Below are 24,927 nucleotides of genomic sequence, written 5' to 3'. Positions count from 1 at the left end.
CCGCGTCTCCTCCGCCTCCTTGGCCGCAGCGGCCGCGCGCGCCTCGGCGGCCGCGCGCGCCTCGGCCTCCCGTCGCTCCCGCACCTTCCGCGCCGCCGCGAGCGCGGGGCGCAGATCAACGGTGCAGTCGACCACCGCGTACACCCCGTGCTGGCGGAAGGAAACGGCGAGCAGCAGCGGCTCGCGGGCCTTCGCCTCCTGGACCGCCTGCGTCATGCCCTCGGCGTCGCCGCCGGCGGTGCGCATGCGGTAGTACACCATCTTGTCGAGCGTGAACTGGAAGTCGACCGGGACGTCCTCGTCCGCGCGCGTCGTGAGGAACAGGGCGATCCTGCCCGAGGTCCGCTGCAGGCGCACGTTGACCAGATCCGGCGAGAGGCCGAGGATGCGGTCGACGATCTCCGCGGTCTGCTCGCCCCCGGTGTCCGTTGCCATCCGGTTGAGCAGCTCGCCGGTGAAGGAGAGCGAGACCTTCTTCTCCTGGGCCAGCGCGCTCGCGCCGCCCAGCGGCGCCGCAAGCGCGGCGAGGGCGAGCGCGCAGGCGCCGGCCCGAAGAGACCTGGCAATCGCGTGACGAACGTGCACGACTCCTCCTTGTCTAGCCGCCGACCGCGAGCCGCTCGCCGGTGAGCTCGGCCACCGCGCGCACGATCCGGCCGCACACCACGTCCCAGGAGCACTCGGCGAGCACGTAGCGGCGCCCGGCCTGCCCGAGCCGCCGGCGCAGCGCCTCGTCGCCCGCCAGCAGGTCGGCGGCCTCCGCGAACTCGAGGAAGCCGCGGAACCACAGGCCGCCCCCGCTGCGGCGGCAGTGGCCCACCGTGACCGCGCAGTCGGCGTGCACGAGCACGGGCACCTCGTTGAGCCACGACTCCATGACCACGCGCGAGAAGCTCTCGTTCACCGACGGCTGGCACAGCGCGAGGGCGCCGGCGCACGCGTCCATCTTCCCCTGCTCGTCGAGCACGCCGGCGGCGACGAGCGCGGAATCGTCGGGGATCGCCAGCGGGCCGCCGCCGACGAGCACGAGCCGCTCCCCGCCGCCGCGGCGGCGCGCCCAGGCGCCGGCGTAGGCCATGGCGACATGGGTGTTCTTCCCCTCGTCGAGGCGCCCGACGTACAGCAGGTAGGGGCCGTCGACCCCGGAGGCGCCGCGGAAGCGCGCGGCCTCGCCCCGCAGGTGCGTGTCGAGCCCGCCGCCGGTGACCCGCCCGGGCGGCTCGGCGCCGCCGCAGACGCGGCGGGCGAGGGCCGCCTCCTCGGGCGTGAAGAAGAGCGAGCCGCGCACGCCGCGAAAGGTGCGGGCCACCGCCTCGAGGTACGCGTACGGCTCGTCGTGCAGGCAGGGGATCAGCAGGCTGCGGTCGGGGCGCACCGCGGCGCCGGCGAGCGTGGTGCCGTAGAGGTACGGCGTGAAGACGAAGAGGTACTGCTCCGCGTTCTCGGCGATGAAGCGGTACAGCGCGGCGCTGTTGATGTTCTCGGCGACAAAATCGTGCTCGACCGCCAGCGTGGGGCGCGCGCCGCCGTGCAGCGCCCGGGTCGCGGCGCCGAAGCGCGCCTCGTCGCGCCGGTCGACCGGAAAGCGGCGCACGGTCACGCCCTCGCGCTCGCTCGCGCCGGGGCGGTGCACGTTCTCGTCCCAGCGGTGCAGGAACGAGCGCGCGCAGGTCGTCAGCACCTCGACGCGGCAGCCGCGGCGGGAGAGCTCGCGCGCGGTCTCCCAGGCCTGCAGCTCCGCGCCGCCGCGCACCTCGTCGCCGAACCACGGGACGACGAACGCCAGCGTCGGCTGCTTCACCGCACTCCGCTAGCGCGTGGCCACCGCAGCATAGTCCTGAGGGCCGTAGACGAGGCCGTTGAGCCGGCCGAAGTTGTCGTTGACCAGCCGCACGAACTCCCGGTCCGCGTCGCGCAGCCAGTGCGCGACGTCGATCGGCTGCAGCTTCATCGCGTCCGGGATCGGCGAGGTGAACTCCAGCTCCACCGCGGTGAAGCCCGTCGCCTCGAGGAGGAACCGCAGCGCCTCGGGGTGCACCGGGCGGGTGTGCGTCAGGTCGAGGTAGAAGGCGCCGGAGAAGGTGGCGAGGCTCGTCGGGTTGATGGTCTCCGCGACGAGCCGCCCGCCGGGCGCGAGCTTGGCGTGGGCCAGGCGCACGAAGGCGACCAGCTCCGCCGTCGTCAGGTGCTCGATCACCTGCGCCGCGAAGAGCCCGCCGAGGGCGCCGTCCGGGAGCCGCTCCAGGTGCGCGAAGAGATCGCCGACCGCGATGTCGAGGCCCTTCTCCCGGCCGCGCGCCGCCATCTCGGGGTCGGCGTCCACGCCCGAGGCGGCGATCCCCGCCTCGCGCAGCAGCTCGAGGAACTCGCCGCGCCCGCAGCCGGCGTCGAGCACCGGGCCGGGGGCGCCGGCGAAGTGGCGCACGTACAGCCGCTGCTTCTCCTTGACCGCCTCGCCGGGGCCGCGGTGCTTCTCCTCGAACGCGAGGTACGAGAGCGGCGAGGGACCGGCGGCCGGGACCGCGCGCGGCGCGGCGATCGCCTCCGGGGCGAGGCCCGCGCGCTCGACCGACTCGAGGCGCGCCTGCAGGCGGCGCACCTCCGCCAGCAGCTCGCCGCAGCGGGCGTTGAGCTCGAGGTGGCTGCGCTCGAGCTCGTCGTGCTTGAGCAGCAGCGCCTCGTGGCTCTCCTCGAGCGGCCGCACGCCGAGCGTGGCGCCGGTGAGCAGCCGCATGACCGCGCTGTTGAAGTCGGTCTGGCGCTGGAGCGCGACGGTCGCGAACGGCCGCACGAGCTTGTAGAGCAGCCCCTTGGCGCGGACGATCAGCCGGCCGACGGCCCCGCGGTGGGAGCTGAAGCGCGGCGGCCCGAGCGGGTCCCAGTGCGTGTGCAGCAGCGCCAGGTCCTCGGTCGGGTCGGGGCCGAAGTCGACCCGCTCGCGCACCCGCAGCTCCAGGCGCGCGACGCGGTCGAGCTCCTCCTTCGTCCAGACGCCGCGCGCGAGCTTGTCCGCCACGCCGGCGCGGACGCGCTCCATGAGGGCGTCGACGTCGGGGCGCCCGGCTCCGGCCGGCGCCGTCGGTGCGTTCTCGTCGGTCATCGCTCGTTCACCCAGTCTCGCGTGCGGAGGGAGTGTACCCCATTCGACAGGGCGGGGAAACGGCCGCGCCGGCGGCGCTAGAGGAAGAGCAGGAAGCCGTTGGCGAAGGCGACGAGCCCCGCCGCCCCGATCGCCAGGGCCGTGAAGTACAGCGGGCGCTTCTTCATCAGCGCGGCGATCGAGGAGAGCAGGATCGTGATCTGCAGCCAGATCACCGCGATCCCGAAGGCCGCCTGGTGGCGCTTGGACTCGTCGCGGGTCGTCTCGAAGCCCTTGGCGGCGGCGGAGATCTCCTCCTTCTCCTTGTCGTACTTCGCCGTCTTCTCGGCGTACTTCGCGATCATGCGGTCGTAGGCCGCGAGCACCTCGGGGCGCGCGCCGACCTTCGCGACCTCGCGCTCGAGCTCCAGCTTCTCGCGCTGGATCTCGTAGAGGTAGCCCTTGATGCTCTTGGCCTGGAAGAAGGCCCACTGGTCGGAGGCCTGCGTCTGGCTGAGCACCGAGCGCGTCGAGTACCCGCCGCCCTTGAACGTCGCGAGCGTCGCGCAGACGGCGAAGATCACCGTCGTCAGCGCGAGCCAGTTGAGCCACCGCTCCTTCTTCTCCTCGGCCATGCCGCTCCTTTCGGTCCCGCGCCGGGGCCCCTGCCGTCCCGCAGGGGCGAGAGTGTACCGCATCCGGCAGCGGCGGGCACGCCCGGGTGGCGAAGGCCGGCAGGGAGGAGTGAACGCGCGGGCGTCTACGCCCGGCACGCCACCCAGCCGCCGAAGAGGAACGCCTGGAAGAAGCGGCGGACGTCCGCGAAGCCGCTCCCGGCGAGCAGCGCCAGCAGTGCCGCCTCCGGGATGAATGACACGGTGGCGTCGGTGCGGGCGAAGTCCTCCTCGACCTCGCGGGGCGGGATGCCGGCCGCGGCGTAGTGGCCCTTCCACGCCTCCAGCAGATGCGCGCAACCCGCGTCCTGCCGGTCGCCGACGAGTTCCGCGGTGACCAACGGGGCCCCCGGGCGCAGCCGCGCGGCGATCGCCCCGAAGAAGCGCCCCCGCTCCTCCCGCGCCCTGATGAAATGCGAGATCAGGATGCTCGTCGCCGCGTCGTACGCCTCATCAGGCGGCAGATCCTGCACGGGGCCGAGGTGGAACCGCACCCGGTCCGCGAGTCCCGCGGCCTCGACGTTGGCCCGGCCGATCGCCAGCATCTCGGCGGAGAGGTCCGTCGCCGTGAAGCTCCACCCGGGGTGCGCCTCGCCGAGCGTGACCAGCTCCATCCCCGTGCCGGCGCCCACGATCAGCAGCCGCGCCTGCGCCGGCAGCGCCTGCCGCAGGAGGTCGTCGACCATCGCGTGCAGCGCCTCGTAGCCCGGGAGGCTGGCGCGGATCTTCCGGTCGTAGGTCGAGGAGCGGCCGGCGCCGAAGTAGTTCTGCGGCGAGTGTTCGGGCGCGCCCATGGTGCCGGGGATTCTCGCGGCCGCGCCCGACGCCGTCAAGAGGCGCCCCGGGTCGCCGGCTTCAGAGCGCGAGCGAGCGCTTCGGCGCCAGGTTCTCCGCCATCGTCCAGATCGTGGCGACCGGGTTCCTGATGCGATACACCGCGAGCGGATCGTAGCCATGCGCCGCGATGAAGGGCTTGAGAAAGGCCCGGGTCGGGTGCGCCGCGATCTCCTGCTTCAGGGCGAGGTCCTCCACGAGCTCGGCCTCGCCGCTGACCCGCACCTGGATCATCCGCTCCGTGTCCTCGAAGCACAGTTCCGTCTTCGGGTGCGCCTGGAGCTGGCGGTGGACGTCGCGCATCTTTCCGGTGTGAAAGACGATGCCGCCGTGATCGGCCCGGTAGATGAGCATCGCCCGCACCCGCGGCTGGTCGCCCTCGACGGTCCCGAGGTGGAACACGGGGTGGGCCTGGATCATCGCGAAGATCTCCTCCCTGGTCATGCGCCGCTCTCCTTCCCTGTTGTTCTCGGGAACGAGGCTACGCCGTGGCCCGGGCCGCGTCTTTCGGGATCCGCCCCTTCTTTGTCGCCGGACTGCTGCGGGTGAGCGTCGCCCGGTAGCCCCGCGCGGTGGTGCCGAAGCGCCGGCGGAACGTCGCGGCGAAGTGCGACGAGGTGCCGAACCCGCAGCGCAGCGCGATCTCCGTGACCGGAAGATCCGCGCCGCGCAGGAGCTGCCGCGCCTTCTCCAGCCGCACGTCCAGCAGGTACTCCAGGGGCGGCCGCCCGGTCTCGGTCCTGAAGACCCGGGCGAAGTGCGAGGGGGACATCGCGGCCAGCCCCGCCAGGGCGGCCACGGTCAGCTTCTCGCCGTAGTGGACGTGCATGTGGTGGATGGCCCGGTCGACCCCGGCCCGCCGCTCGACCCGTTCCGAGGCGCCGGCGATTCCGAGCAGACCGCGGACGAGCAGGTGCGCGATCCGCACGCCCAGCGCCTCGAGCACCTCCTCCGCGCCGGGGGGGCGGTCGTCGCACTCCCGCATGAACTCCTTGAGCGCGAGCACGAGGTCCGGGGACGCCGGGAAGCCGTGTCCGAGCAGCGGCCGCGGGACCGGCCGCGGATAGGCCCGGCTCACGCGCTCGAAAAGCTCCGGCGCGACGAGCACGGCGATGTAGCGCGCCACCTGCTCCCCGGGGTGCTCCTGGTGCGGCACCTGCGGCGAGAGGGCGGAGACGGTCCCCGGCACGCCCGCGATGCGCCGCCCGCCCACGGAATACGAGCCGTGGTCGTCGAAGTTCACGATGAAGGAGTAGGCGGGGTGGCGGTGCGCCGGCTGGATCGCGTAGCCGCAGTGCCCGGCCGCCGGGACGAACAACGCCACGGAGACGCCGGCGAAGCAATCGACGAAACGGAGCTGCTCCGGCGTCACCGGGCCGACGAGGCGGCGGATCCGACCCAACTCCAGGCGCAGGCGCGCGGGGTCGCGATCCTCCCTGGCGGCCGTCGAAGTCCTGACCATCCTGACCGTGATTCTCGGAGTGCCGCGCGGGGCTGTCAAGCGCGTGCCGAGGTGCGCTAGACTCGTCCTGGCCGCGGCGGCCTGGCGTTGCCCGTCAGGGAACTGCCGCGAGCGGGGAGGCCCGATGAAGACCGCGATCCTGGACGCGTGCGCCGCCGAGGACTCCTTCGCCGCGGCGGCGCGCGATGCCCTGATCCGGCGCTTTCGCGGCGACTCGGAGACCACGGTCATCCGGCCCGCCGGTCGGAAGATCGCGGCCTGCACGGGCTGCTTCGGCTGCTGGCTTCGAACGCCGGGGGTCTGCGTCATCGACGATGACTGCCGGCCGATCACCCGGGAGATCGCGCGCGCCGACCGGCTCGTCTTCTTCACGCCGGTCGTCTTCGGCGGCTACCACCCCGACCTGAAGGCCGTGATGGAGCGCTCCATCGGCATTCTGACCCCGTTCTTCCGGGTCTTCCGCGGCGAGATGCATCATCCGCTGCGGGCGAAGGACAAGGCGTACGAGATCATCGCCGTCGGCATCCAGGAGCGTCCCGACGAGGAGGCCGCGGCCTCGTTCCGGCAGCGCGTCTGGCGCAACGCGCTCAACTTCAACGGCCTGCGCTGGCAGGCCGGCTGCCTCGCCAGGAGCGAGGGCGCGGCCGGGGTCGGCGCCGCAATCGACGGCATCCTCACGCGCATGGAGGCTCTGTGACCGCGATCCGGTCGGCGCTGCTGCTCTGCGGGAGCCCGAAAGGGGCGAGGGGCTCTTCCTGGCGGTTCGGCGCGTACCTCTGCGACCGGCTCGCCGCAGCCGGCATCGAGGTCCGGCGCCGGGCGCTCGCCCCCGAGACGACGCTTCTCGCGGACGTTCGCGCCAGCGACCTGCTGCTCCTGACCTTCCCGCTCTACGGGGATGGTGTGCCGGCGCGCATGAAGCGGGCGCTGATGCGGATCGCGGCCGGCAGCTCCGGTCCCAGGAGCGTCGCCGCGCTCGTCAACTGCGGGTTCCTCGAATCCCGTCACACCGACACGGCGGTCGAGATGTGCCGCCTGTTCGCGCGTGAGGCAGGACTGACGTGGCTCGGCGGGCTGGGCCGCGGCGGCGGCGGGGCGCTCGGGGACAAGGACCTGGCGGCCGCCGGGGGACTCTTCACGAAGACGCGCCGTTCGCTCGACCTGGCGGCCGAGGCCCTCGCCGCGGGGCGGCCGATCCCGCCGGAGGCCGTGGCGCTGATGCGCGAGGACCTGATGCCGCGCTGGCTCTACATGGCCTTCGCGAACGTCGGCCACTTCGTCGAGGGCACGCGGCACGGGTTGCTCGGGCGGATGAATGAGGACCCGTTCGGGGAGTAGGCGGGGGCCGGCGATGGCCCGGCCGCGGACCCTGCCCGATGTCTACAGCGGCGACATCGCCCGCAGCTTCGCGATGATCCCCGGGAGCACGGCCATCAGGCGCTCGATGTCCTCGGGCGTGTTGTCACGGCCGAGCGAGAAGCGGATGGCGCCGCGGGCCTCCAGCGGGCTGCGCCCCATGGCGGTGAGCACGTGGGACGCCTCCTGGTCCTCGGAAGAGCACGCGGAGCCGGTGGAGACGGCGAAGCCCTGCTGGTCCAGCAGCATGAGCGCGGACTCGGCCTCGATGCGCGGGAACGAGACGTTGAGGGTGTTCGGCAGCCGCTGCGTCGGGTGACCGTTGAGCCGCACGTCCGGGATCTCGGCGCGGATGCGCTCCCAGAGCCGGTCGCGCAGCGCGGTGAGCTGGCGCGCCTCGGCGTCCAGTTCCAGCCGCGCCAGCTCGGCGGCCTTGCCGAGGCCGACGATGCCCGAGGTGTGCTCGGTCCCCGCGCGCCGGTGGATCTCGTGGCCGCCGCCGTGGATGAGCGGGTCGATGGTCACGCCCTCGCGGATGTAGAGGGCGCCCGTCCCCTTCGGCCCGTAGATCTTGTGGCCGGAGAGCGAGAGGAAGTCGACGTTCGCCGCTTGGACATCCAGCGGCACCTTGCCGACCGCCTGCACCGCGTCGGTGTGGAAGAGCACGCGGCGCTCGCGGCAGAGCCGCCCGATCTCGGCGATCGGGTTCACCGTGCCGCTCTCGTTGTTGGCGGCCATGATCGAGACGAGGATGGTCTGCGGCGTGATCGCCCCCGCCACCGCCGCGGGGTCGACGCGACCGTCGGCGTCGACGCCGACGTAGGTCACGGAGAAGCCCAGGCGCTGCTCCAGCCAGCGGCAGGTGTGGAGCACCGCGTGGTGCTCGACGCGCGAGGTGACGATGTGCGTGCCCTTCTCGCGCAGGGCGAACGCCGTCCCCTTGATGGCGTGGTTGTCGCTCTCGGTCCCGCCCGACGTGAAGACGACCTCCACCGGGCAGCAGCCGAGCAGGGCGGCGACCCTGGCGCGCGCCTCCTCCCGTCTCTGGCGCGGGACGCCCCCGCAGGTGTGGACGCTCGAGGGGTTGCCGAAGTCCTCGCGGAACATCGGCAGCATCGCCTCGAGGACCTCCGGCCGCACCGGCGTCGTCGCGTTGTGGTCCAAATAAACCGGCTTCACCCCTCGCGCCTCCCACGAGCCATATCCGGGAATTCTTTTGTTGAACGTGCTGGGCGAAGGGGTGGCGCGGAGCGGGGGACCCCCGGCGGCGCGCAGCCGCAGGCGAGCACCGACGGGGGCGCGCAGCGACAGGACCCCGAAGCCCGCCCCATAACGATCATAAGGCTGTCTGCATGGCGCGGGGGGGGCAGGCCGCGATGCACAGCTCGCAGGCCACGCACTTGCCGGGGTCGAAGCTCACGAGCCAGGTCTCCCGGTCGACATCCAGCGCCTCGGTCGGGCAGACGGCGAGGCAGGCGCCGCAGTGCGTGCACTTGGCCTCGACCCGCGTCACGTCGCGCTCGAGCGGCTCGACGCGCACCCCCTGCTCCTTGAGGAACTTGATCCCCCGCTTGTACTCGCTCTCGGCGCCCGAGAGGTCGAGCACGACCAGCCCCTCCTCCTCGTGGGTGATCTCCGCCTTGGAGATCGAGAAGCAGAGGTCGAACTCCTTGGCCAGCATGCAGACGATGGGCCGGTCCCAGGTCTGCTGCGGGAAGTGCAGGACGATCTTGTGGGCAACCTTCGCGGTCACGGTCCGCTCCCCCTAGTGCTTCCTGGCGCGCTCGTGCAGCGCCTTGATGGCGATCCCCGACCCCGGGCCCGGCAGCGTGGCCGCGGGCTCGCTGAGCAGGAAGTCGCCGGCTCCGATCCACTCCTTGAGCCGGGCGGCGATCTTCCGGGCCTTGGGGAGGCTCGAGAGCGAGACGGTCGGCACCTCGCGTCCCTGGATCTGGACGCTGCCGCTGCGCAGCTGGGCGTAGCTGACCTCCCCGAGGCTGCGGGCGACCATCTCCGGGTAGTCGTGGGAGTAGTCGATCACCTGCGTCACCAGATCCTCGTCGCCGAGGGCGGCGTGGCGCATGACCTCCTCGTCGAGCACGGGTATCGGCACGCCCAGGCCGACGGCCAGGCTCACGCCGTAGCCGGTGAAGCTCACGCCGACGACGAACTCCGGGCTCATCCCGCGCAGATCGCCGGTGACCGCCAGCGTCCCCGCCCCGCCGGCCGGCACCCCCGAGGGCAGGCGCCGCACCTCCGGGTTGTGCTGCGTCCCCGGGCCGACGACGTAGCCGACGCCGCCGCCGAGGAAGATGCGCGTGCCGATCCCGATCGTCCGGTAGAGCGGGTCCTTGAGCAGCGGCGAGAGCACCCCGGCGCTGCAGTAGTTGGCGTTGCCGAGGTTCGGCTTGAGCACGCCCATGTAGGTGTAAATCGTGCGGTCCGAGAGGTTCACGGCGCAGTTGTAGTTCTGGTAGCAGTTGCGGGGGTTGAAGAGGTAGGCCTCGTTGACCGTCTTGAGCGAAACGGTGGTCTCGATCTCCTTGCGCGGGTAGCAGTCGGTGCCGTACGCGATGGCGCGGAAGCGCACCTCCTTGCCGGCCACCAGCTCCTGGATGACGTGCGCCCCGCCGTAGGGAAAGGCGCCGGGGTAGACGCGGTTCTCCGGGTCGGACTCCGGCAGTTCGGTGGCGCCGAGGTAGCAGTCGACCGCCGCCAGGCCGCAGTAGGCCTCGACGTCGTTGAACCAGGCCTTCTTCATCTTGATCCGCGGCTTGGTGTGCCCGGTGTTGATGATCGCCCCCGAGGAGCACATCGGCCCGAAGGTGCCGGTGGTGACCACGTCCACCTCGGCCGCGGCCTTGCGCGTCCCCTTCTCCTTGACGAGGCGGGCGACCTCCTCGGCGGTCATCACCACCGCCTGGCCCTTCCTGATCCGCTCGTTGATCTCGGCAACCGTGCGCTTTACGCTCACCCCTGTCCCCTCCGCCGGGAGCGGCCCTTGCGGCCGCCCGTCCGGGTTGATAAACTTCAACTTTACGAAAAAACTCGACAACTTGCAAGGACGGCGCCCCCCGGCGAAGCGGGGACGGCCGCCGCCCGGACGGGAGGCCTTGAAGGCGGCGATGGCAGGCACGACGACGGGGGCTCCACGCTTCCCGGGACGCTCGGCGGCGGTCCTTGCCGGCGGCAGGAGCAGCCGCATGGGGTCGAACAAGGCGCTCCTGGAGGTCGGCGGGCGGGCGATGCTGGCGCGCACGGCGGAGCTGCTGCGCCCTCTCGTCGACGACCTGTTCGTCTCGGCGAACGACCCCGCGCCGTACGCCGACCTCGGCCTGCGCGTGGTCCCGGACGTCCACCGAGACGTCGGGGCGATCGGCGGCATCCACGCGGCCATCGCCGCCGCGGCGCACCCGGTCGTCCTCTGCGTCGCGTGCGACATGCCGCACTTGGCCCCCGCGGTCCTCGAGCTGCTCCTCGGCGCCGACGCCGAGGGCGCCGATGCGCTGGTCCCGCTCGTCGGCGGCCGGCCGGAGCCGCTGCTCGCCCTCTACTGCCGCGGCGCCCTGCCCGGCTTCGAGCGCGCGATCCGCGGGGGGCGCCTGCGGGTCGTCGACGCGCTGGAGGGCCTGCGCGTGCGCCACGTCGCCGAGCGAGACCTCGCCGCGGCCGACCCCGGGCTGCGCAGCTTCGTCAATGTCAACACGCCCTCCGAGCTGGCGGCCGCGCAGGCCGGCGCGCCGGAGCGACCGTGACGGCGCCGCACCCCCGCGCCCTGCGGCGGCCGGCGCAGGTCTGGCGCGACGGCGCCCTCCAGCCGGTGGAGGTGGCCGTGGCGCGCGAGGTGGCCGTCACGCTGCGGCTCAACGGGCGCGAGCTGATCACGCTCCTGGCCTCCGACGACGCGCTCGAGTACCTGGCGGCCGGCTTCCTCAAGGGGGAGGGGTTCGTCTCCCGCCGCGAGGACATCGCCGCGATCCGCGTCGCCCCGGATGGCGGCACCGTGGACGTCGAGGCGACGGGCGTCGACCCGCTCGCGGCGAAGCTGCTCGAGCGCCGCGCGGTCACGTCCGGCTGCGGCAAGGGGACGACGTTCACTCACGCGCTCGACGCCCTGCAGGCCCTCCCGGCGCCCGCCGGCCCGCGCGTGGGCGTCGCCGCGGTCCGCCGCCTCATGCAGTCGCTGCTGACCGGCTCCGCGCTCTACCGCGAGGCCGGCGGCGTGCACAGCGCCGCGCTCGGCACCCCGGAGGCCATCGTGCTCTTCCGCGACGACATCGGGCGGCACAACGCCGTCGACAAGATCCATGGCGAGTGCTTCCTGCGCGGCATCCCGGTCGAAGACAAGATCCTTCTGACCACAGGCCGCATCTCCTCGGAAATCCTGGTGAAAGCGGCGAAGCTCGGCGTCGCGGTCCTCGTCTCGCGCTCGAGCGCGACCGACCTGGCGCTCGAGTTGGCGGCGCGCACCGGGATCACCGTCATCGGGCAGGTCCGCGGCGGCGGGCTGACCATCTACGCCGGCGCGGAGCGGGTGACGGCGTGAGCGGGACGCAGGGCAGCGGCAGGATTCTCGGGCTGGATCCGGGCTCGAAGACGATAGGCGTCGCGATCAGCGACGAGCTGGGGCTGGCGGCGCACGGCCTCCCGGGCATCGCGGGGCGGCCCCTCGCGGCGGCCGTGGAGGCTGTCAAAACCCTTGTCGAGCGTTATACTGTTGAATTGATTGTGGTTGGGCTGCCGATCAACATGGACGGGACCCTCGGACCCAGCGCCGGGGCGGCGCAGGACTTCGCCAAGCGCCTCGAGGAGGTGCTCCCCGGCAGGGTGTGCCTCGAGGACGAGCGGCTGACCACGGTGCAGGCCGAGCGCACGCTCATCGAGGCCAACGTCTCGCGCGCCCGACGGAAGGGGCTGCGCGACCAACTCGCCGCGGTCCTGATCCTCCAGGCCCACCTCGACCGGCGGAGGGCCACCACCGGTGACTGACGCCCCCCGCAAGCCCTTGGCGCTGCGGCGCGCGCTGGCGCTGGCGCTCCTCGCGGTGCTCGCCGTCGGGTGCGCCGCCGCCGCGTACGTGGCGCACGCGCTGTTCATCGCCCCCGCGGGGCGCGGCACGGCGCCGGTGGAGGTGCGCATCGCGACTGGCAGCGACCTGCGGCAGATCGCCCGAGCCCTCGGGGACGCCGGCGCGGTCGCGAGCCCGGCCGCGTTCGTGCTGGCGGCGCGGCTCGCCGGGCTCGAGCGCGCCCTGCGCCCCGGCGACTACCGCCTCGACCCGCGCGATAGCCTCCCGGCACTGGTGCGGGCCCTCGCCGAGGGCAGGGGGCGCAGCGCGACGGTCACCATTCCCGAGGGGTGGCGGTTGGAGCAGATCGCCGAGCGGCTGGCGGCCGGCGGTGTCTGTGGCGCCGGCGCCTTCCTCGCCCGCGCGCGCGACCGCTCGTTCCTCGCATCGCTGGGGATCCCGGGGCCGAGCGCGGAGGGCTTCCTCTTCCCCGAGACGTACGCATTCGCGCTGCCGTCCGAGCCGGACGAGGTGATCCGCGCGATGCACGGCCAGTTCCAGCGCGTCTGGACGGAGCTGACGCTGGGCGCGCCGCCGTCCGCGCTCGGCCCGCTGCAGGCGGTGACGCTCGCGAGCATCGTCGAGCGCGAGACCGGCGCCACGGCCGAGCGCCCGCTCGTCGCCGCGGTGTTCCTCAACCGGCTGCGCGTCGGCATGCCGCTGCAGGCCGACCCGACCGTCATCTACGGCATTGAGCGCTTCGACGGCAACCTGCGCAAGCGGGACCTCGCAGCGCCCGGCCCGTACAACACCTACGTCGTCCGCGGGCTGCCGCCAGGGCCGATCGCCGCCCCGGGGCGCGCCTCCCTCGCCGCGGTCCTGCACCCCGCCCCGGTCGACTACCTCTATTTCGTCGCGCGCAACGACGGGAGCCACGAGTTCTCGCGCACGCTGGTGGAGCACAACCGCGCCGTGCAGCGCTTCCAGCCGGCGACGAAACGGGGGCGGGGATGACGCGCGCGAGGCTCGCCGCCGCGCTGGCGCTCGCCCTGCTCGCCGCGCCCGGCCCCGCCGGGGCGACGCTCTACAGCTTCACGGACGAGAGCGGCGTGACGCATTACACGAACATCCCGAGCGATCCGCGCTTCGCCAAGGTGCCGGGGAGCACGCCCCCGCGCGTTCCCTCGGCCGAGCCGCTCGCCGCCGAGAAGTACGACGCGGAGATCGCCCGGCTCTCGGAACGCCACGGCGTCGACTGTGCGCTCGTCAAGGCGGTCATCAAGGCCGAGAGCAACTACGACAACCGGGCGATCTCGCGCGCCGGCGCGCTCGGGCTGATGCAGCTGATGCCGGAGACGGCGCGCGAGCGCAACGTGGGCAACCCCTTCAACCCCGTCGAGAACATCGAGGGGGGAGTGCGACACCTCAAGTACCTGCTCAACACCTTCGATGACCTCAAGCTGGTGCTCGCGGCCTACAACGCCGGCGAGAACGCGGTGCGCCGGTACGGCGGCATCCCGCCCTTCCCCGAGACGAAGGGGTACGTGAAGACGGTCCTCGAGCACTACGGCCGCTACGCCGGGCTCGTCCCCGCGAGCGGCGCCCCCGGCGTGAAGGCGGCCCTGCGGCCGGAGAACACGCCGCAGATCCACACCTTCGTCAACGCCGAGGGGACCCGCGTCTTCACGAACGAGCCCTGGCGGTACGCCGAGATTCCCGGGTGGCGGCGGGAGCGCACCCCGTGAGCGCCGCCAACAAGATCACGCTGGCGCGCATCACGCTCATCCCGCTGCTGCTGGTCTTCCTCGTGCACGAGGGGACGACCGTGGACCGCTGGATCGCGCTCGCCATCTTCCTGCTCGCGTCGGCGACCGACTGGCTCGACGGCTACGTCGCGCGCAGCCGGGGCCAGGTGACCGTGCTCGGCAAGCTCCTCGACCCGGTGGCCGACAAGCTGCTGGTGACCGCCGCGCTGCTGCCCCTCGTGCGCGACGAACTCGTCTCCGACTGGATGGCGGCGCTGCTCATCGGACGCGAGTTCCTCGTCACCGGGCTGCGCAGCGTCGCCTCCGCGGAGGGGGTCGTCATCCCGGCGGGCGCGGTCGGCAAGTGGAAGATGGGGATGAGCATCACGGCGATCTCCTTCCTCATCGTCGTGCCCAACCCGCATGCGCCGGTCTGGCCGCGCTGGGTGCCCGACGGCGCATACCTGAAGCTGGGCTCGGGCTTTCTCTGGGCCACGCTCGCGCTCTCGCTCGCGAGCGCGGCGTTGTACTTCTGGGAGTACCGCCACTTCATCCAGGTCAGGAAGGAAACGCCCGCCGCTCCATGAGGATCGGCATCGACGCGCGGCTGGCGAACGCGCCGCGCACCGGCATCGGCAGCTACACCGCGAACCTGGTCGCGGCGCTCGCGCGCGCCGGGGCGCCGGAGCGCTTCGTGCTCTTCGCCGACGCGCCGCTGGCGGCGCCGCCGGAGTGCGAGGTCGTGGTCGTCCCTGGGCGCAACCGCCACGCGTGGACCTTCGGCCGGCTGCCCGGCGCCTGCCGGCGCGCGCGGCTGGACCTGTTCCACGGGACGGCGAACTTCGCCGTCCCGGCCTTCGCCGGGTGCCCGCTCGTCGCGACGGTGCACGACCTGATCCCGCTGCGCTTCCCGGCGGCGGTCTCGGGCGCCCACCGCCTGCTCTTCGCCGCGCTCACGGCACGGGCGGTCCGCGCGGCGCGGCGGGTGATCACGGGGTCGGAGTTCAGCCGCCGCGAGATCCTCGAGCGCTTCCCGCGGGCGGCGGGCAAGGTCGCGGTGGTCCCCTACGGCGTCGACCCCGGCTTCTCGCCCGGGGGGGATGCGGCCGCGGACCGGCGGGCGCGCGAGCGCCACGGCCTGACGGGCCGCTACCTGCTCTTCGTCGGCGTCTTCGAGCCGCGCAAGAACGTGCCGCTGCTCGTCGATGCCTTCGAGATCCTGCGCCACACGCGGCCGGAGGCGGCGGACCTGCAGCTCGCGCTCGCGGGCGGGCCGGGCTGGCGCGGGGAGGCGATCGCCGCGGGGATCCGCGGCCGCGGGCTTGAGCCGGCCGTGCGCCTGCTCGGCTACGTCCCGGACGCGGACCTGCCCGCCCTGTACCGCGGGGCGACGCTCGCGGTGGTCCCCTCGGCGTACGAGGGGTTCGGCCTGCCGGCGCTCGAGGCGATGGCCTGCGGGACGCCGGTGCTCGCGGCCGACGCCTCGGCCCTGCCGGAGACGGTCGCCGGCGCGGGCGAGCTGTTCGCCCTCGGGGACCCCGCCCTGCTGGCGGCGCGCCTGGCGGAGCTGGCGTCCGACCCGGGGCGGCTCGCCGCCCTGCGTGAGCGCGGCCTGGCGCGGGCGGCCGGCTTCAGCTGGGACCGCTGCGCGCGCGAGACCCTGGCGGTCTATCGCGAGGCGGCAGGGGAGCGGCGGTGAGCGTGCGCATCGGCGTCGACGCGCGCAAGGCGGCCGACTACGGGATCGGCACGCACGTGCGCAACCTCGTGGAGCGGCTCGTCGGGCTCGAGCGCGGCGTCGAGTGGGTGCTCTTCCACCGCCCCGGTGACGAGGCGCTCCTGCCGCAGGGCGACCGGGTCCGGCTCGTGCCCGAGCGCGCCGGCGGGTACTCCCTGCGCGAGCTCACGGCGCTCGCGGCGAAGGCGCGCGAGCTGCAGCTGGACCTCTACCACGCGCCGCACTACGTGTTGCCGGCGCGCCTGCCCTGCCCGGCCGTGGTCACCGTCCACGACCTGATCCACCTGCAGGCGCGCGAGTACCGCGGGCTGCCGCGGCTGTACGCGCGCCTGATGATCGGGCGCGCCGTCGCCGCCGCGGCCCGCGTGATCACGGTCTCGCACGCCTCGGCGCGCGACATCGCCGCGGCCTTCCCGCGGGCACGCGGCAAGCTCGCCGTCATCCCCAACGGCGTGGAGGAGATCTTCCGGCCCCGCCCCGCCGGGGAGGCCGAGGCCCACGTGGCGGAGGCCTTCGGCATCGCGGCCCCCTACGTGCTCTTCGTCGGCAACCCCAAGGGGCACAAGAACCTGGACCTGCTGCTCTCGGGCTTCGTCCGGCTCGCGCGACGCTACCCCGGCCTCCTGCTCGTGGCCGTCGGCGGGGACGCGCCCCAGCGCCACGGACTGGAGAAGCGGGCACGGCGCCTCGGCATCCAGGGGCGCGCGCGCTTTGTCGCGCCCGTGGACCGGGAGGCCCTCGCGCTGCTCTACGCCGGCGCCGCGCTCTTCGCCTTCCCCTCGCTCCACGAGGGCTTCGGCCTGCCGCCGCTCGAGGCGATGGCCTGCGGCACCCCGGTGGCCGCCTCGTCGGCCGCCTCCCTGCCGGAGGTGCTCGGGCCCGCGGCCGCGTACTTCTCGCCGCAGGACGAGGACTCCCTCGTCGAGGCGGTCTGCCGCGTCCTCGACGACGCGGCGCTGCGCGAGCGGCTCGTGCGCCTCGGCCTCGAGCGCGCGCGCCTCTTCTCCTGGGACGAGGCGGCGCGCCGCACGCTGGGCGTCTACCGCGAGGCGCTCGGATGAGCCCGCGCGTCGCGCTCGTCCACGACTGGCTCACCGGCATGCGCGGGGGCGAAAAGTGCCTCGAGGCGATGTGCGAGCTCTTCCCGGGGGCGACGCTCTTCACGCTGCTGCACCGCGCCGGCCACCTCTCGGCGCCGATCGAGCGCATGGCGATCCGCGCGTCCTGGATCCAGCGCGTCCCCGGCCGCGACCGCATCTACCGCCACCTGCTGCCGCTGTACCCGGCGGCGGTGGAGTCGTTCGACCTGCGCGGGTACGACCTCGTGCTCTCGAGCAGCCACTGCGTCGCCAAGGGCGCGATCGCCGCGCCGGGCGCGACGCACCTCTGCTACTGCTACACGCCGATGCGCTACGCGTGGGACCAGTACGCGCACTACTTCGGCCCGGAGCGGCTCGCGTGGTGGAACCGCCGGCTCATCCCGCCGCTCATCGGCAGGATGCGCGCCTGGGACGTGGCGACGGCCGGGCGCCCGCACCGCTACGCCGCGATCTCGCGCCACGTGGCGGGCCGCATCCGCCAGTACTACGGCCGCGACGCGGATGTGATCTACCCGCCGGTCGACCTCTCCGCCTTCGCGCCCGGGGAGGGGGGCGGCGGTTACTACCTGATGGTCAACGCGTTCGCGCCGTACAAGCGCGTCGATCTCGCGGTCGAGGCCTTCAACCGGCTCGGCCGCCCGCTGCGCATCGTCGGCAGCGGCCAGGACGAGGAGCGGCTGCGCGCTCTGGCCGGACCGAACGTGGAGTTCCTCGGCTGGATCGGCCCCGACGCGCTGCGCGCGGCCTACGCGGGGTGCCGCGCCTTCGTCTTCACGGCGGAGGAGGACTTCGGCATCACGCCGGTCGAGGCCCAGGCGAGCGGCCGGCCGGTGATCGCGCTCGGCAGGGGCGGCGCGCTCGAGACGGTCGTGCCGCACCCCGGCTTCCCCGGGGCGCACGCGCCGTGGCCGCCGCCTGCGGGCGCGCCCACCGGCGTGCTCTTCCCCGAGCAGACGGCGGACTCGCTGGTGGCGGCGGTGCGCTTCTTCGAGGCGCACGAGCGCGACTTCGACCCGGCGGCGGTCCGCGCGTCCGTGCAGCGCTTCGACCGGCCGCGCTACATCGCGGAGCTCCGCGACTGGGTCGAGCGCAACCGCGACGCGGGCGCGCGAGCGCCGGAACCGTCCGGGGCCCGGCGGCGTCCAACGTGACGTGAGCCGCGCCGCGCAGCCCGAAGAGAATACACAGGCGGGCATCAGCCGCCGCCAGCTGCTGAAGGCGGCCGCCGCGGGCGCCGCCGCTGGCGCGCTTGCGCCCCTCGGCGGCCTGGCGCGCGCGGCCGGTCCGGTCTTCGGCAGCGACCTCTTCTCGGTGACGAACATGCCGGCCGACCCCTTCACGTGGGGCGACAACCGCCATGCGGGCGTCGAGGCGCTGCTGGACCTGCTGGGGGCGCGCGGGTACAAGTTCCACCGCTCCGCGACCGCCGGCGCCCGCAGCGGCCCCGGGGGCATGATCGCCCGCGGGGACGTCGTCCTCGTCAAGGTCAACGCGCAGTGGAAGTACCGCGGAGCGACGAACAGCGACCTCGTGCGCGGCATCGTCCAGGCCGTGCTCGACCACCCGGACGGCTTCGCCGGGGAGGTCGTGCTCGTCGAGAACGGGCAGGGGCGCGGCAGCCTGCGGTGCGACACGTCCGCCGCTTACGACGGCGACGGGTCCGTGCAGGCCAACGCCAACGACCCGCGCCACAGCTTCACCTGGCTCGTGTACGGCTGCTTCCGCGATCCACGCGTCTCGCAGTTCCTGCTCGACCCGATCCGGGCGCGGTTCATCGCCGACGACGACCACGCCGCCAACGGCTATCGCAGGCTCGGGGCCGTCTCCTATCCCTGCTTCACGACGCGCGGGGGCAACCGGGTCGAGCTGCGCCGCGGCATCTGGAAGAACGGCGCCTTCCGCGGGAACCTCAAGCTGCTGAACGTGCCCGTGCTCAAGGACCACGGCGGCTCGGAGTTCACGGGCGCCGTCAAGCACTGCTACGGCCTGCTCTCGATGGCCGACGGCCAGCTCATGCCGCGCCACTACGGGGCGCTCGGCCTGACCGCCGCGGAGATGTACGCGATCGTGCGCACGCCCGCGCTCACCATCCTCGACGCGACGTGGGTGTCGCACCTCGCGATCACGGGCTACCCGGCGAGCGCGACGCGACGCTGCGACCGGCTCCTCGCCGGCCAGGACCCCGTGGCGCTGGACTTCGTCGCGGCGCGCGACATCCTCTACCCCATCGACGGCAATCCGCGGCACCACCCGTCCGCGCCGGCCGTCCGGGCGTGGCTGACCGCCGCGCGCGACCGCATCAACGCGCTCGGGGGCCTCTACGCCCCCGCATCGGGGATCCTGCAGGGCCGGGTCACGCTCGACCCGGCGCGGATGCGCCTCCACCGCGCGCAGCTCTAGGGCGGCATCGGGCGGGAGGCTCCGCCCGCGCCGCCCATGGTAAAATCGGCCCTCATCATGGTGCAGAAACCCCTCCGGGCGCTGGCGGCGATCGCCTTCGTCTCCGATCTCGCGGCGGTCTCCGCCGCCTACGTGCTCGCGTACCTGCTGCGCTTCCACTTCGAGATCGTGCCGGTCACCAGGGGCTTCGCGCCGCTGGCCACCTACCTCAACTTCCTGCCGGTCGTGCTGGCGCTCTGGTTCGCGGCGAGCTGGGTCAACGGCCTCTACGCCTCGCAGCGGCGCCTCTCGCGCACCGAGGAGTTCTTCTCCGTGGCGAAGGCCGGCTCGCTCGCCACCCTGCTGCTGATCTCGCTGACCTTCTTCTACCGCGAGTACACGTTCTCGCGGGTGATGCTGCTGCTCTTCTGGGCCACGAGCATCCTGCTGGCCTCCTCGGGACGGGCCCTGATCGTGATCGCGGTGCGCATCCGGCGCCGGCGCGGCATCAACGTCAGCCAGGCGCTCATCGTCGGGGCCGGCGAGCTGGGCCAGACGATCGCCCGCAAGATCGCCGAGATGCCGCAGCTCGGCCTGCGCGTCGCCGGCTTCGTCGACGACCTGCCGCCCGCCGCCGCGAACGGGCCGGCCGCCAAGGCGCCGCCCCTGCTCGGCCGCATCGACGACCTGCCGGAGCTGCTGCGCGCCCACCGCATCGCGCACGTCTTCTTCGCGCTGCCGCGCGAGGAGCACCTCCAGCTCGAGCGCGGGCTCGCCCTCGTCGACCGCGAGGTGGTCGACATCCTCGTCGTCCCCGACATCCTCCAGTTCGTGATGCTGCGCGCCGGGCTCGCCAGCCTCGGCGGCATCCCGATGATCAACCTCACCGAGACCCCGCTCTCGGGCTGGTACGGGCCGGTCAAGCGCACCGCCGACGTCGTCTTCGCGCTGCTCGCGCTGGTGCTGCTCTCGCCGCTGCTGGCGCTGATCGCGCTGGCGATCAAGCTCACCTCGCCGGGGCCCGTCCTCTACCGCCAGGAGCGCATGAGCCTCGACGGCACCCTCTTCCAGATGTACAAGTTCCGCTCGATGCGCGACGACGCGGAGGCCGAGACCGGCGCGGTCTGGGCGCGGCCCGACGACCCGCGGCGCACGGCGCTCGGCGCGCTGCTGCGGCGCACGAGCCTGGATGAGCTGCCGCAGCTGATCAACATCCTCAAGGGGGAGATGAGCTTCGTCGGCCCGCGCCCGGAGCGGCCGGTCTTCGTCGAGGAGTTCAGCGGGAAGGTCCCGCGCTACATGCTCCGCCACAAGGTGCGCTGCGGCCTCACCGGCTGGGCGCAGGTCAACGGCTGGCGCGGGAACACCTCGATCGAGAAGCGCATCGAGTACGACATCTTCTACATCGAGAACTGGTCGCTCTCCTTCGACGTGAAGATCCTGTTGATGACGCTTTGGAACGGCTTCGTCAACAAGCATGCGTACTAGCCGCCTCGGCATCCGCGGGCGGTTGATCCTCAACGTCCTCGCGCTCGTCGCCATCTCGCTCTGGACCCTCGGCGTCATGCTCCTGCGCCAGAACGCCGCCTTCCTCGCGGCCGAGCAGCGCGAGCGCGGGCGCGCGCTGGCCACGGCGGTCGAGAAGGCCCTCGGCGCCCTGAACGCGACGGGGACAGCCGCGCCCGCCGGGGGCCCGCCCCTGGCCGCGGTGCAGGAACTGCTCGCCTCGCTCGCCGAGGACCCGAGCATCGCCGGGCTCACGCTTCGCGACGCGGCTGGGCGAACGGTCGCCGCCGCCGGTAGCGAGCCGGGCAAGACGGCGGACGCCGCGTCGTACGCGCTCGCACCGCGCGGGGCGCCGCCGGCGAGCCTCGTCGTCGCATTCGCCCAAGGAGACCGGGGACGGCGGGCGGCCTACACGCATCTGCAGGTGCTCGTCCAGCTCGGGATCACCGCGCTCGTCCTCGTGCTCTTCCTGCACCTGCTGGTCTCGGTGCAGATCGTCGGGCCGCTGCGGCGGCTCGCCGCCGCGGCGGGTCGGATCGCCGGCGGCGACTTCGACCGCCCCGTCGGGGAACGCGGCACCGACGAGCTGGGGGATCTGGCCGCGGCATTCGAGGGGATGCGCCTGCGGCTGCGCGAGGGACGCGATCTCGAACGTGCGCGCCTCGAGGAGTTGCGCCTGGCCCACGCCGATGTCGTCGCGAAGGAGGCGGAGCTTCTGCGGGCCGAGCGCCTCGCCGCCGTCGGCTCCGTGGCCGCGAGCGTGGCGCACGAGGTCGGCAACCCGCTCGGCGCCGTCACCGGCTACCTGGCGCTGGCGCGCGACGAGAGCGCGCCGGAGGCCGCCCGGGAGCACCTCGACCGCGCGGAGCGGGAACTGCTGCGGATCGACCGCATCATGCGCGACCTCCTGGAGTACGCCCGCCCGCCGCGGATGGACTGGAGCGATCTCGATCTCAATGCGCTCGCGCGCGACCTGGCCCAGCACCTGCGCCGCCAGCCGGACTTCGCGGGCGTCACCCTGCGGCTCGAACTCGCCGAGGGCCTCCCGGCGGTGCGCGCAGACTATCACCGGCTGCGCCAGACGCTCCTGAACCTCGCCCTCAACGCCGCGCAGGCCCTGCGGGGCGCCGGCACGGTGACGCTCGCCACGTTCGGGCCGGCAGGCGGGGCGGGGCCCGGTGCAAGCGTCGGCGACGACGGCCCGGGCATCCCGCCCGAAGTCCTCGCGCGCCTCTTCGAGCCGTTCGTCACCGCGGGGAAGGGGGCGCGGGGCACCGGCCTCGGCCTCGCGATCTGCCGGCGCGCGGCCGAGGCGATGGGCGCGACGCTCACCGTGCGCACCGAGGCCGATGCCGGGACGACCTTCACGCTGACGTTCCCGGAGCAGAAGCTGGATTTCGAGGTACACTGACGGCGACATGGGTCAGATCCAGGTCCTGGTCATCGACGACGAGGAGAGCCTGCGGCACATGCTCGCCTCCTTCCTCGCGAAGGAGGGCTTCGCCGTCGCGGCCGCCGCCACCGGCGCCGAGGGCCTCGCGCTCGCGAAGGCCACCCGCCACGCCGTCGTGCTCTGCGACGTGGTGCTCCCCGACGTGGACGGCCTCGCCCTCGTCGAGCAGCTGCGCGAGGTCGATCACCACCAGCTCATCCTCGTGATGTCGGCCTACGGCTCGCTCGAGACCGCGATCGAGGCGATCCGCCGCGGCGCGCGCGACTACCTCTCGAAGCCCTTCCAGCCGCAGGAACTGCTGATCAAAGTGCGCCGGCTCCTGGAGGAGGAGCGCCTGCGCGAGGAGAACCTGCGACTCCAGCGCGAGCTGAGCGGGCGCTGGGCCGCGCACGCCATCATCGGCAAGGGCGCGGCGATGGAGCGCCTGCTCGCCCAGGTCGGGCAGGTCGCGAACTTCAAGACGACGATCCTCATCACCGGCGAGAGCGGCACCGGCAAGGAGCTGATCGCGCGGGCGATCCACCGGCAGAGCCAGCGGCGCGAGCGCGCGTTCGTCGCCGTGAACTGCTCGGCGATCCCCGAGGCGCTCCTCGAGAGCGAGCTGTTCGGGCACGTGCGCGGCGCCTTCACGTCGGCGACGAGCCACAAGCGCGGCCTCTTCGAGGAGGCCGACGGCGGCACCCTGCTGCTCGACGAGATCGCCGAGATCCCCCCCTCGCTCCAGGTCAAGCTGCTGCGCGCGATCCAGGAGGAGGAGATCCGGCGCGTCGGCGACACGAAGACGCTGAACGTCGACGTGCGCCTGCTGGCCGCGACCTCCAAGGACCTGGCCGCGGAGGTCGCGGCCGGGCGCTTCCGCGAGGAGCTCTACTACCGTCTCAACGTCGTGAACCTGCACCTGCCGCCGCTGCGCGAGCGCGCCGAGGACGTCCCGCTGCTGCTCGAGCACTTCCTGGCCAAGTTCGCCGAGAAGCTCGGCCGCAAGGTCGAGGGCTTCTCCACGGAGGCGCTCGCCTACCTGCTGGCCTACCCCTGGCCGGGGAACGTGCGCGAGCTGGAGAACCGGGTCGAGCGGGCCGTGCTGCTCGCCGCGGGACCGCGGATCACGCTGGCCGAGATCGTCCCGGCACCGGCGGCGCCGGCGGCGCGACGCGCGGGCGAGTTCCTGCCGGACACGCTCTCGATCCCGGAGAGCAGGGCCGCCCTCGAGCGGCACCTGATCGGCCGCGCGCTCACCGAGTGCGGAGGCAACAGGACGCGGGCCGCGAAGCTTCTGGAGATCAGCTATCGCGCCTTGCTGATGAAGATCCAGGAGTACGGTCTGTAGCGAGCCGCTGATACGGGGCCATCTGCGGCGTCGCGCTCCTCCCGTCTCCCTGCGGCGGCCACCAGGCCGCCTCGGTCGCCGGATCGTCGCGCTCCTTGCATCTGACCCCGTCTGAGCGGCTCGCAGCACATACCCCGTCCCCCAGTCGGCCAGCAAACCCGGGACTCTCCTCCGCCATTGAGGAGAAGCTATCGGTCGCGCGGTTTGGTCCGCGACGTGGGTGGGGCGTTCCAGGGGTCGTCGGGCCAGGGGTGCTTCGGGTAGCGGCCGCGCAGCTCGGCGCGCACCTGCCGGTAGGCGCCGTCCCAGAAGCCGCGCAGATCGCGCGTGACCTGCACCGGCCGTCCCGCCGGCGAGAGCAGGTGCACCAGCACGGGCACCTTCCCGGCCGCGACCGCCGGCGTCTCGCCGAGCCCGAAGAGCTCCTGCAGCTTGACCGCGAGCACCGGCCCCTCCGGCGGCTCGTAGTCGAGCGCCACGCGCCGGCCGCTCGGGACCTCGAGGTGCGCGGGCGCCAGCTTCTCGAGCTGCGGCAGCAGGCGCGGCGGGATCAGCGCGCGCAGAGCCGCGGCGACGTCCACGCGCTGCAGGTCCCGCGCGGTGCGCGCCCCGCCGAGGCGCGACGCGAGCCACGTCTCCGGTGCCGCGAAGAGCGCGCCGTCCGACAGGTCCGGCCAGCCCGCGCCGGGGAAGGCGGCGGCCAGGAGGCGCACGCGGCCCTGCAACTGCCGCGCGGCCGCGTCGAAGGCCAGGAGCGCGGCGCCCTGGGCGCGGAGCACTTCGCACAGGACGGGCAGCGCCTCCCCGTCCCCCGGGTTGAACGGCCGCTCCGCCAGCGCGACGGCCCCGATCGCCTCGCGCTCGACGCCGACGACCCGGCGCTGCCGCTCGTCCCAGGTCACCGAGCGCTCGGCGCGGATCCGCCCGGCGCACTCCTCGCGGACGGTCGCCGCGTCGACGGCTGAAGCCGCGTGGATGATCCCCTCGCCCTCGCCCCCGGCGTCCACTTCGACGGCGACGATCAATTCGCGCCCGCGCACGCAGCTTGCCGGCGAGAGACGGGCGCCGCGGCCAGTCGCGAGCAGGTAGCGCTCGCCGCCGGGCTCGCGCAGGCGCGCCAGCCGGTCCGGCCAGGCGTCGAGGAGGAGGCGGGCGAGCAGGCTCGCCGCGCGCCCCCCCTTCGGCGCCGCGTGACGGTGGATCCCTCGCAGCAACCCCTCGAGCTGGTCCGCCGTCCGCGCCGCCGCGCGCAGCGCCGCCGCGTCG

General features: G+C 73.4%; 26 protein-coding genes. 15 read left to right on the top strand and 11 right to left on the bottom strand.

The annotated features are described in order from the left end of the window. The 7 genes from VI078_17485 to VI078_17455 all read right to left on the bottom strand — a co-directional run. The coding region (locus tag VI078_17485; protein HEY6001080.1) for a hypothetical protein at window positions 1–585 on the bottom strand (585 nt) is incomplete at its 3' end. A gap of 13 nt (window positions 586–598) precedes the next feature. Next, the gene (locus tag VI078_17480) at window positions 599–1,801 is read right to left on the bottom strand and encodes a glycosyltransferase family 4 protein (protein ID HEY6001079.1); all 1,203 of its coding nucleotides are present in this window, start codon (window positions 1,799–1,801) and stop codon (window positions 599–601) included. Window positions 1,802–1,810: 9 nt separating this feature from the next. Further along, entirely contained in the window at window positions 1,811–3,100 is a 1,290-nt protein-coding gene (locus VI078_17475) for a class I SAM-dependent methyltransferase (GenBank protein ID HEY6001078.1), read from the bottom strand. Window positions 3,101–3,177: 77 nt separating this feature from the next. Beyond that, on the bottom strand, window positions 3,178–3,714 hold the full coding sequence (locus tag VI078_17470) for a DUF4337 domain-containing protein (protein ID HEY6001077.1): 537 nt from the start codon (window positions 3,712–3,714) through the stop codon (window positions 3,178–3,180). A gap of 125 nt (window positions 3,715–3,839) precedes the next feature. Continuing rightward, complete coding sequence (locus tag VI078_17465) at window positions 3,840–4,547, bottom strand: class I SAM-dependent methyltransferase (protein ID HEY6001076.1); 708 nt, start codon at window positions 4,545–4,547, stop codon at window positions 3,840–3,842. A 61-nt stretch (window positions 4,548–4,608) separates the two neighbouring features. Beyond that, entirely contained in the window at window positions 4,609–5,031 is a 423-nt protein-coding gene (locus tag VI078_17460) for a pyridoxamine 5'-phosphate oxidase family protein (GenBank protein HEY6001075.1), read from the bottom strand. Between the two features lie 37 nt (window positions 5,032–5,068). Continuing rightward, window positions 5,069–6,049, bottom strand: a complete 981-nt coding sequence (locus VI078_17455; GenBank protein ID HEY6001074.1) for a helix-turn-helix domain-containing protein — start codon at window positions 6,047–6,049, stop codon at window positions 5,069–5,071. A gap of 124 nt (window positions 6,050–6,173) precedes the next feature. Here VI078_17455 and VI078_17450 point away from each other — a divergent pair, with 124 nt between their 5' ends. Together VI078_17450 and VI078_17445 are read left to right on the top strand one after the other, a co-directional pair. Beyond that, a complete protein-coding gene (locus tag VI078_17450) occupies window positions 6,174–6,746 on the top strand; it encodes an NAD(P)H-dependent oxidoreductase (protein ID HEY6001073.1) in 573 nt (190 codons plus the stop codon). Next, on the top strand, window positions 6,743–7,387 hold the full coding sequence (locus tag VI078_17445; protein ID HEY6001072.1) for a hypothetical protein: 645 nt from the start codon (window positions 6,743–6,745) through the stop codon (window positions 7,385–7,387). Before VI078_17450 ends, VI078_17445 begins: the two co-directional genes overlap by 4 nt. 42 nt (window positions 7,388–7,429) lie before the next feature. Here VI078_17445 and nifS read toward each other — a convergent pair whose 3' ends face one another. From nifS to VI078_17430, 3 genes are all read right to left on the bottom strand, one after another. Then, the gene (gene nifS / locus VI078_17440) at window positions 7,430–8,584 is read right to left on the bottom strand and encodes a cysteine desulfurase NifS (protein HEY6001071.1); all 1,155 of its coding nucleotides are present in this window, start codon (window positions 8,582–8,584) and stop codon (window positions 7,430–7,432) included. Window positions 8,585–8,741: 157 nt separating this feature from the next. Then, the gene (locus tag VI078_17435; protein HEY6001070.1) at window positions 8,742–9,158 is read right to left on the bottom strand and encodes an NIL domain-containing protein; all 417 of its coding nucleotides are present in this window, start codon (window positions 9,156–9,158) and stop codon (window positions 8,742–8,744) included. 12 nt (window positions 9,159–9,170) lie between these two features. Further along, window positions 9,171–10,379 (bottom strand): homocysteine biosynthesis protein, encoded by a 1,209-nt coding sequence (locus tag VI078_17430; GenBank protein HEY6001069.1) that lies wholly within the window; start codon window positions 10,377–10,379, stop codon window positions 9,171–9,173. A 151-nt stretch (window positions 10,380–10,530) separates the two neighbouring features. Between VI078_17430 and VI078_17425 the strand changes: the two genes are divergently transcribed. From VI078_17425 to VI078_17365, 13 genes are read left to right on the top strand one after another with little or no spacing between them, the layout of a single operon-like run. Continuing rightward, window positions 10,531–11,160 carry a molybdenum cofactor guanylyltransferase gene (locus tag VI078_17425; GenBank protein HEY6001068.1) on the top strand — a complete coding sequence of 210 codons (630 nt, stop codon included), beginning with the start codon at window positions 10,531–10,533 and terminating at the stop codon, window positions 11,158–11,160. Then, on the top strand, window positions 11,157–11,951 hold the full coding sequence (gene fdhD / locus VI078_17420; protein HEY6001067.1) for a formate dehydrogenase accessory sulfurtransferase FdhD: 795 nt from the start codon (window positions 11,157–11,159) through the stop codon (window positions 11,949–11,951). Before VI078_17425 ends, fdhD begins: the two co-directional genes overlap by 4 nt. Then, entirely contained in the window at window positions 11,948–12,394 is a 447-nt protein-coding gene (gene ruvX, locus VI078_17415; GenBank protein HEY6001066.1) for a Holliday junction resolvase RuvX, read from the top strand. The genes fdhD and ruvX overlap by 4 nt, the downstream gene beginning before the upstream one ends. Further along, the gene (gene mltG / locus VI078_17410) at window positions 12,387–13,427 is read left to right on the top strand and encodes an endolytic transglycosylase MltG (GenBank protein ID HEY6001065.1); all 1,041 of its coding nucleotides are present in this window, start codon (window positions 12,387–12,389) and stop codon (window positions 13,425–13,427) included. The genes ruvX and mltG overlap by 8 nt, the downstream gene beginning before the upstream one ends. Continuing rightward, on the top strand, window positions 13,424–14,158 hold the full coding sequence (locus VI078_17405) for a transglycosylase SLT domain-containing protein (GenBank protein HEY6001064.1): 735 nt from the start codon (window positions 13,424–13,426) through the stop codon (window positions 14,156–14,158). The genes mltG and VI078_17405 overlap by 4 nt, the downstream gene beginning before the upstream one ends. After that, window positions 14,155–14,745, top strand: coding sequence for a CDP-diacylglycerol--glycerol-3-phosphate 3-phosphatidyltransferase (gene pgsA / locus VI078_17400; GenBank protein ID HEY6001063.1), 591 nt, complete (start codon window positions 14,155–14,157; stop codon window positions 14,743–14,745). The genes VI078_17405 and pgsA overlap by 4 nt, the downstream gene beginning before the upstream one ends. Then, window positions 14,742–15,857: a glycosyltransferase family 1 protein gene (locus VI078_17395; GenBank protein ID HEY6001062.1), complete on the top strand. Its 1,116-nt coding sequence runs from the start codon at window positions 14,742–14,744 to the stop codon at window positions 15,855–15,857. The genes pgsA and VI078_17395 overlap by 4 nt, the downstream gene beginning before the upstream one ends. After that, complete coding sequence (locus VI078_17390; protein HEY6001061.1) at window positions 15,854–16,957, top strand: glycosyltransferase family 1 protein; 1,104 nt, start codon at window positions 15,854–15,856, stop codon at window positions 16,955–16,957. Before VI078_17395 ends, VI078_17390 begins: the two co-directional genes overlap by 4 nt. Beyond that, entirely contained in the window at window positions 16,954–18,147 is a 1,194-nt protein-coding gene (locus VI078_17385; GenBank protein HEY6001060.1) for a glycosyltransferase, read from the top strand. The genes VI078_17390 and VI078_17385 overlap by 4 nt, the downstream gene beginning before the upstream one ends. 1 nt (window position 18,148) lies before the next feature. Next, on the top strand, window positions 18,149–19,396 hold the full coding sequence (locus tag VI078_17380) for a DUF362 domain-containing protein (GenBank protein HEY6001059.1): 1,248 nt from the start codon (window positions 18,149–18,151) through the stop codon (window positions 19,394–19,396). Window positions 19,397–19,453: 57 nt separating this feature from the next. Next, entirely contained in the window at window positions 19,454–20,863 is a 1,410-nt protein-coding gene (locus tag VI078_17375; protein HEY6001058.1) for an undecaprenyl-phosphate glucose phosphotransferase, read from the top strand. Next, window positions 20,853–22,292 (top strand): ATP-binding protein, encoded by a 1,440-nt coding sequence (locus VI078_17370; protein HEY6001057.1) that lies wholly within the window; start codon window positions 20,853–20,855, stop codon window positions 22,290–22,292. The genes VI078_17375 and VI078_17370 overlap by 11 nt, the downstream gene beginning before the upstream one ends. A 7-nt stretch (window positions 22,293–22,299) precedes the next feature. After that, window positions 22,300–23,661: a sigma-54 dependent transcriptional regulator gene (locus tag VI078_17365; GenBank protein HEY6001056.1), complete on the top strand. Its 1,362-nt coding sequence runs from the start codon at window positions 22,300–22,302 to the stop codon at window positions 23,659–23,661. 188 nt (window positions 23,662–23,849) lie between these two features. Here VI078_17365 and VI078_17360 read toward each other — a convergent pair. Continuing rightward, window positions 23,850–24,927, bottom strand: a 1,078-nt coding sequence (locus tag VI078_17360) for an ATP-dependent helicase C-terminal domain-containing protein (GenBank protein HEY6001055.1), incomplete at its 5' end; no start/stop codon positions are given.

It is taken from the genome of bacterium, from assembly GCA_036524115.1.
Taxonomy (GTDB): Bacteria; JAUVQV01; JAUVQV01; order JAUVQV01; family DATDCY01; genus DATDCY01.
This window is presented reverse-complemented; position numbering and strand designations above follow the sequence as displayed.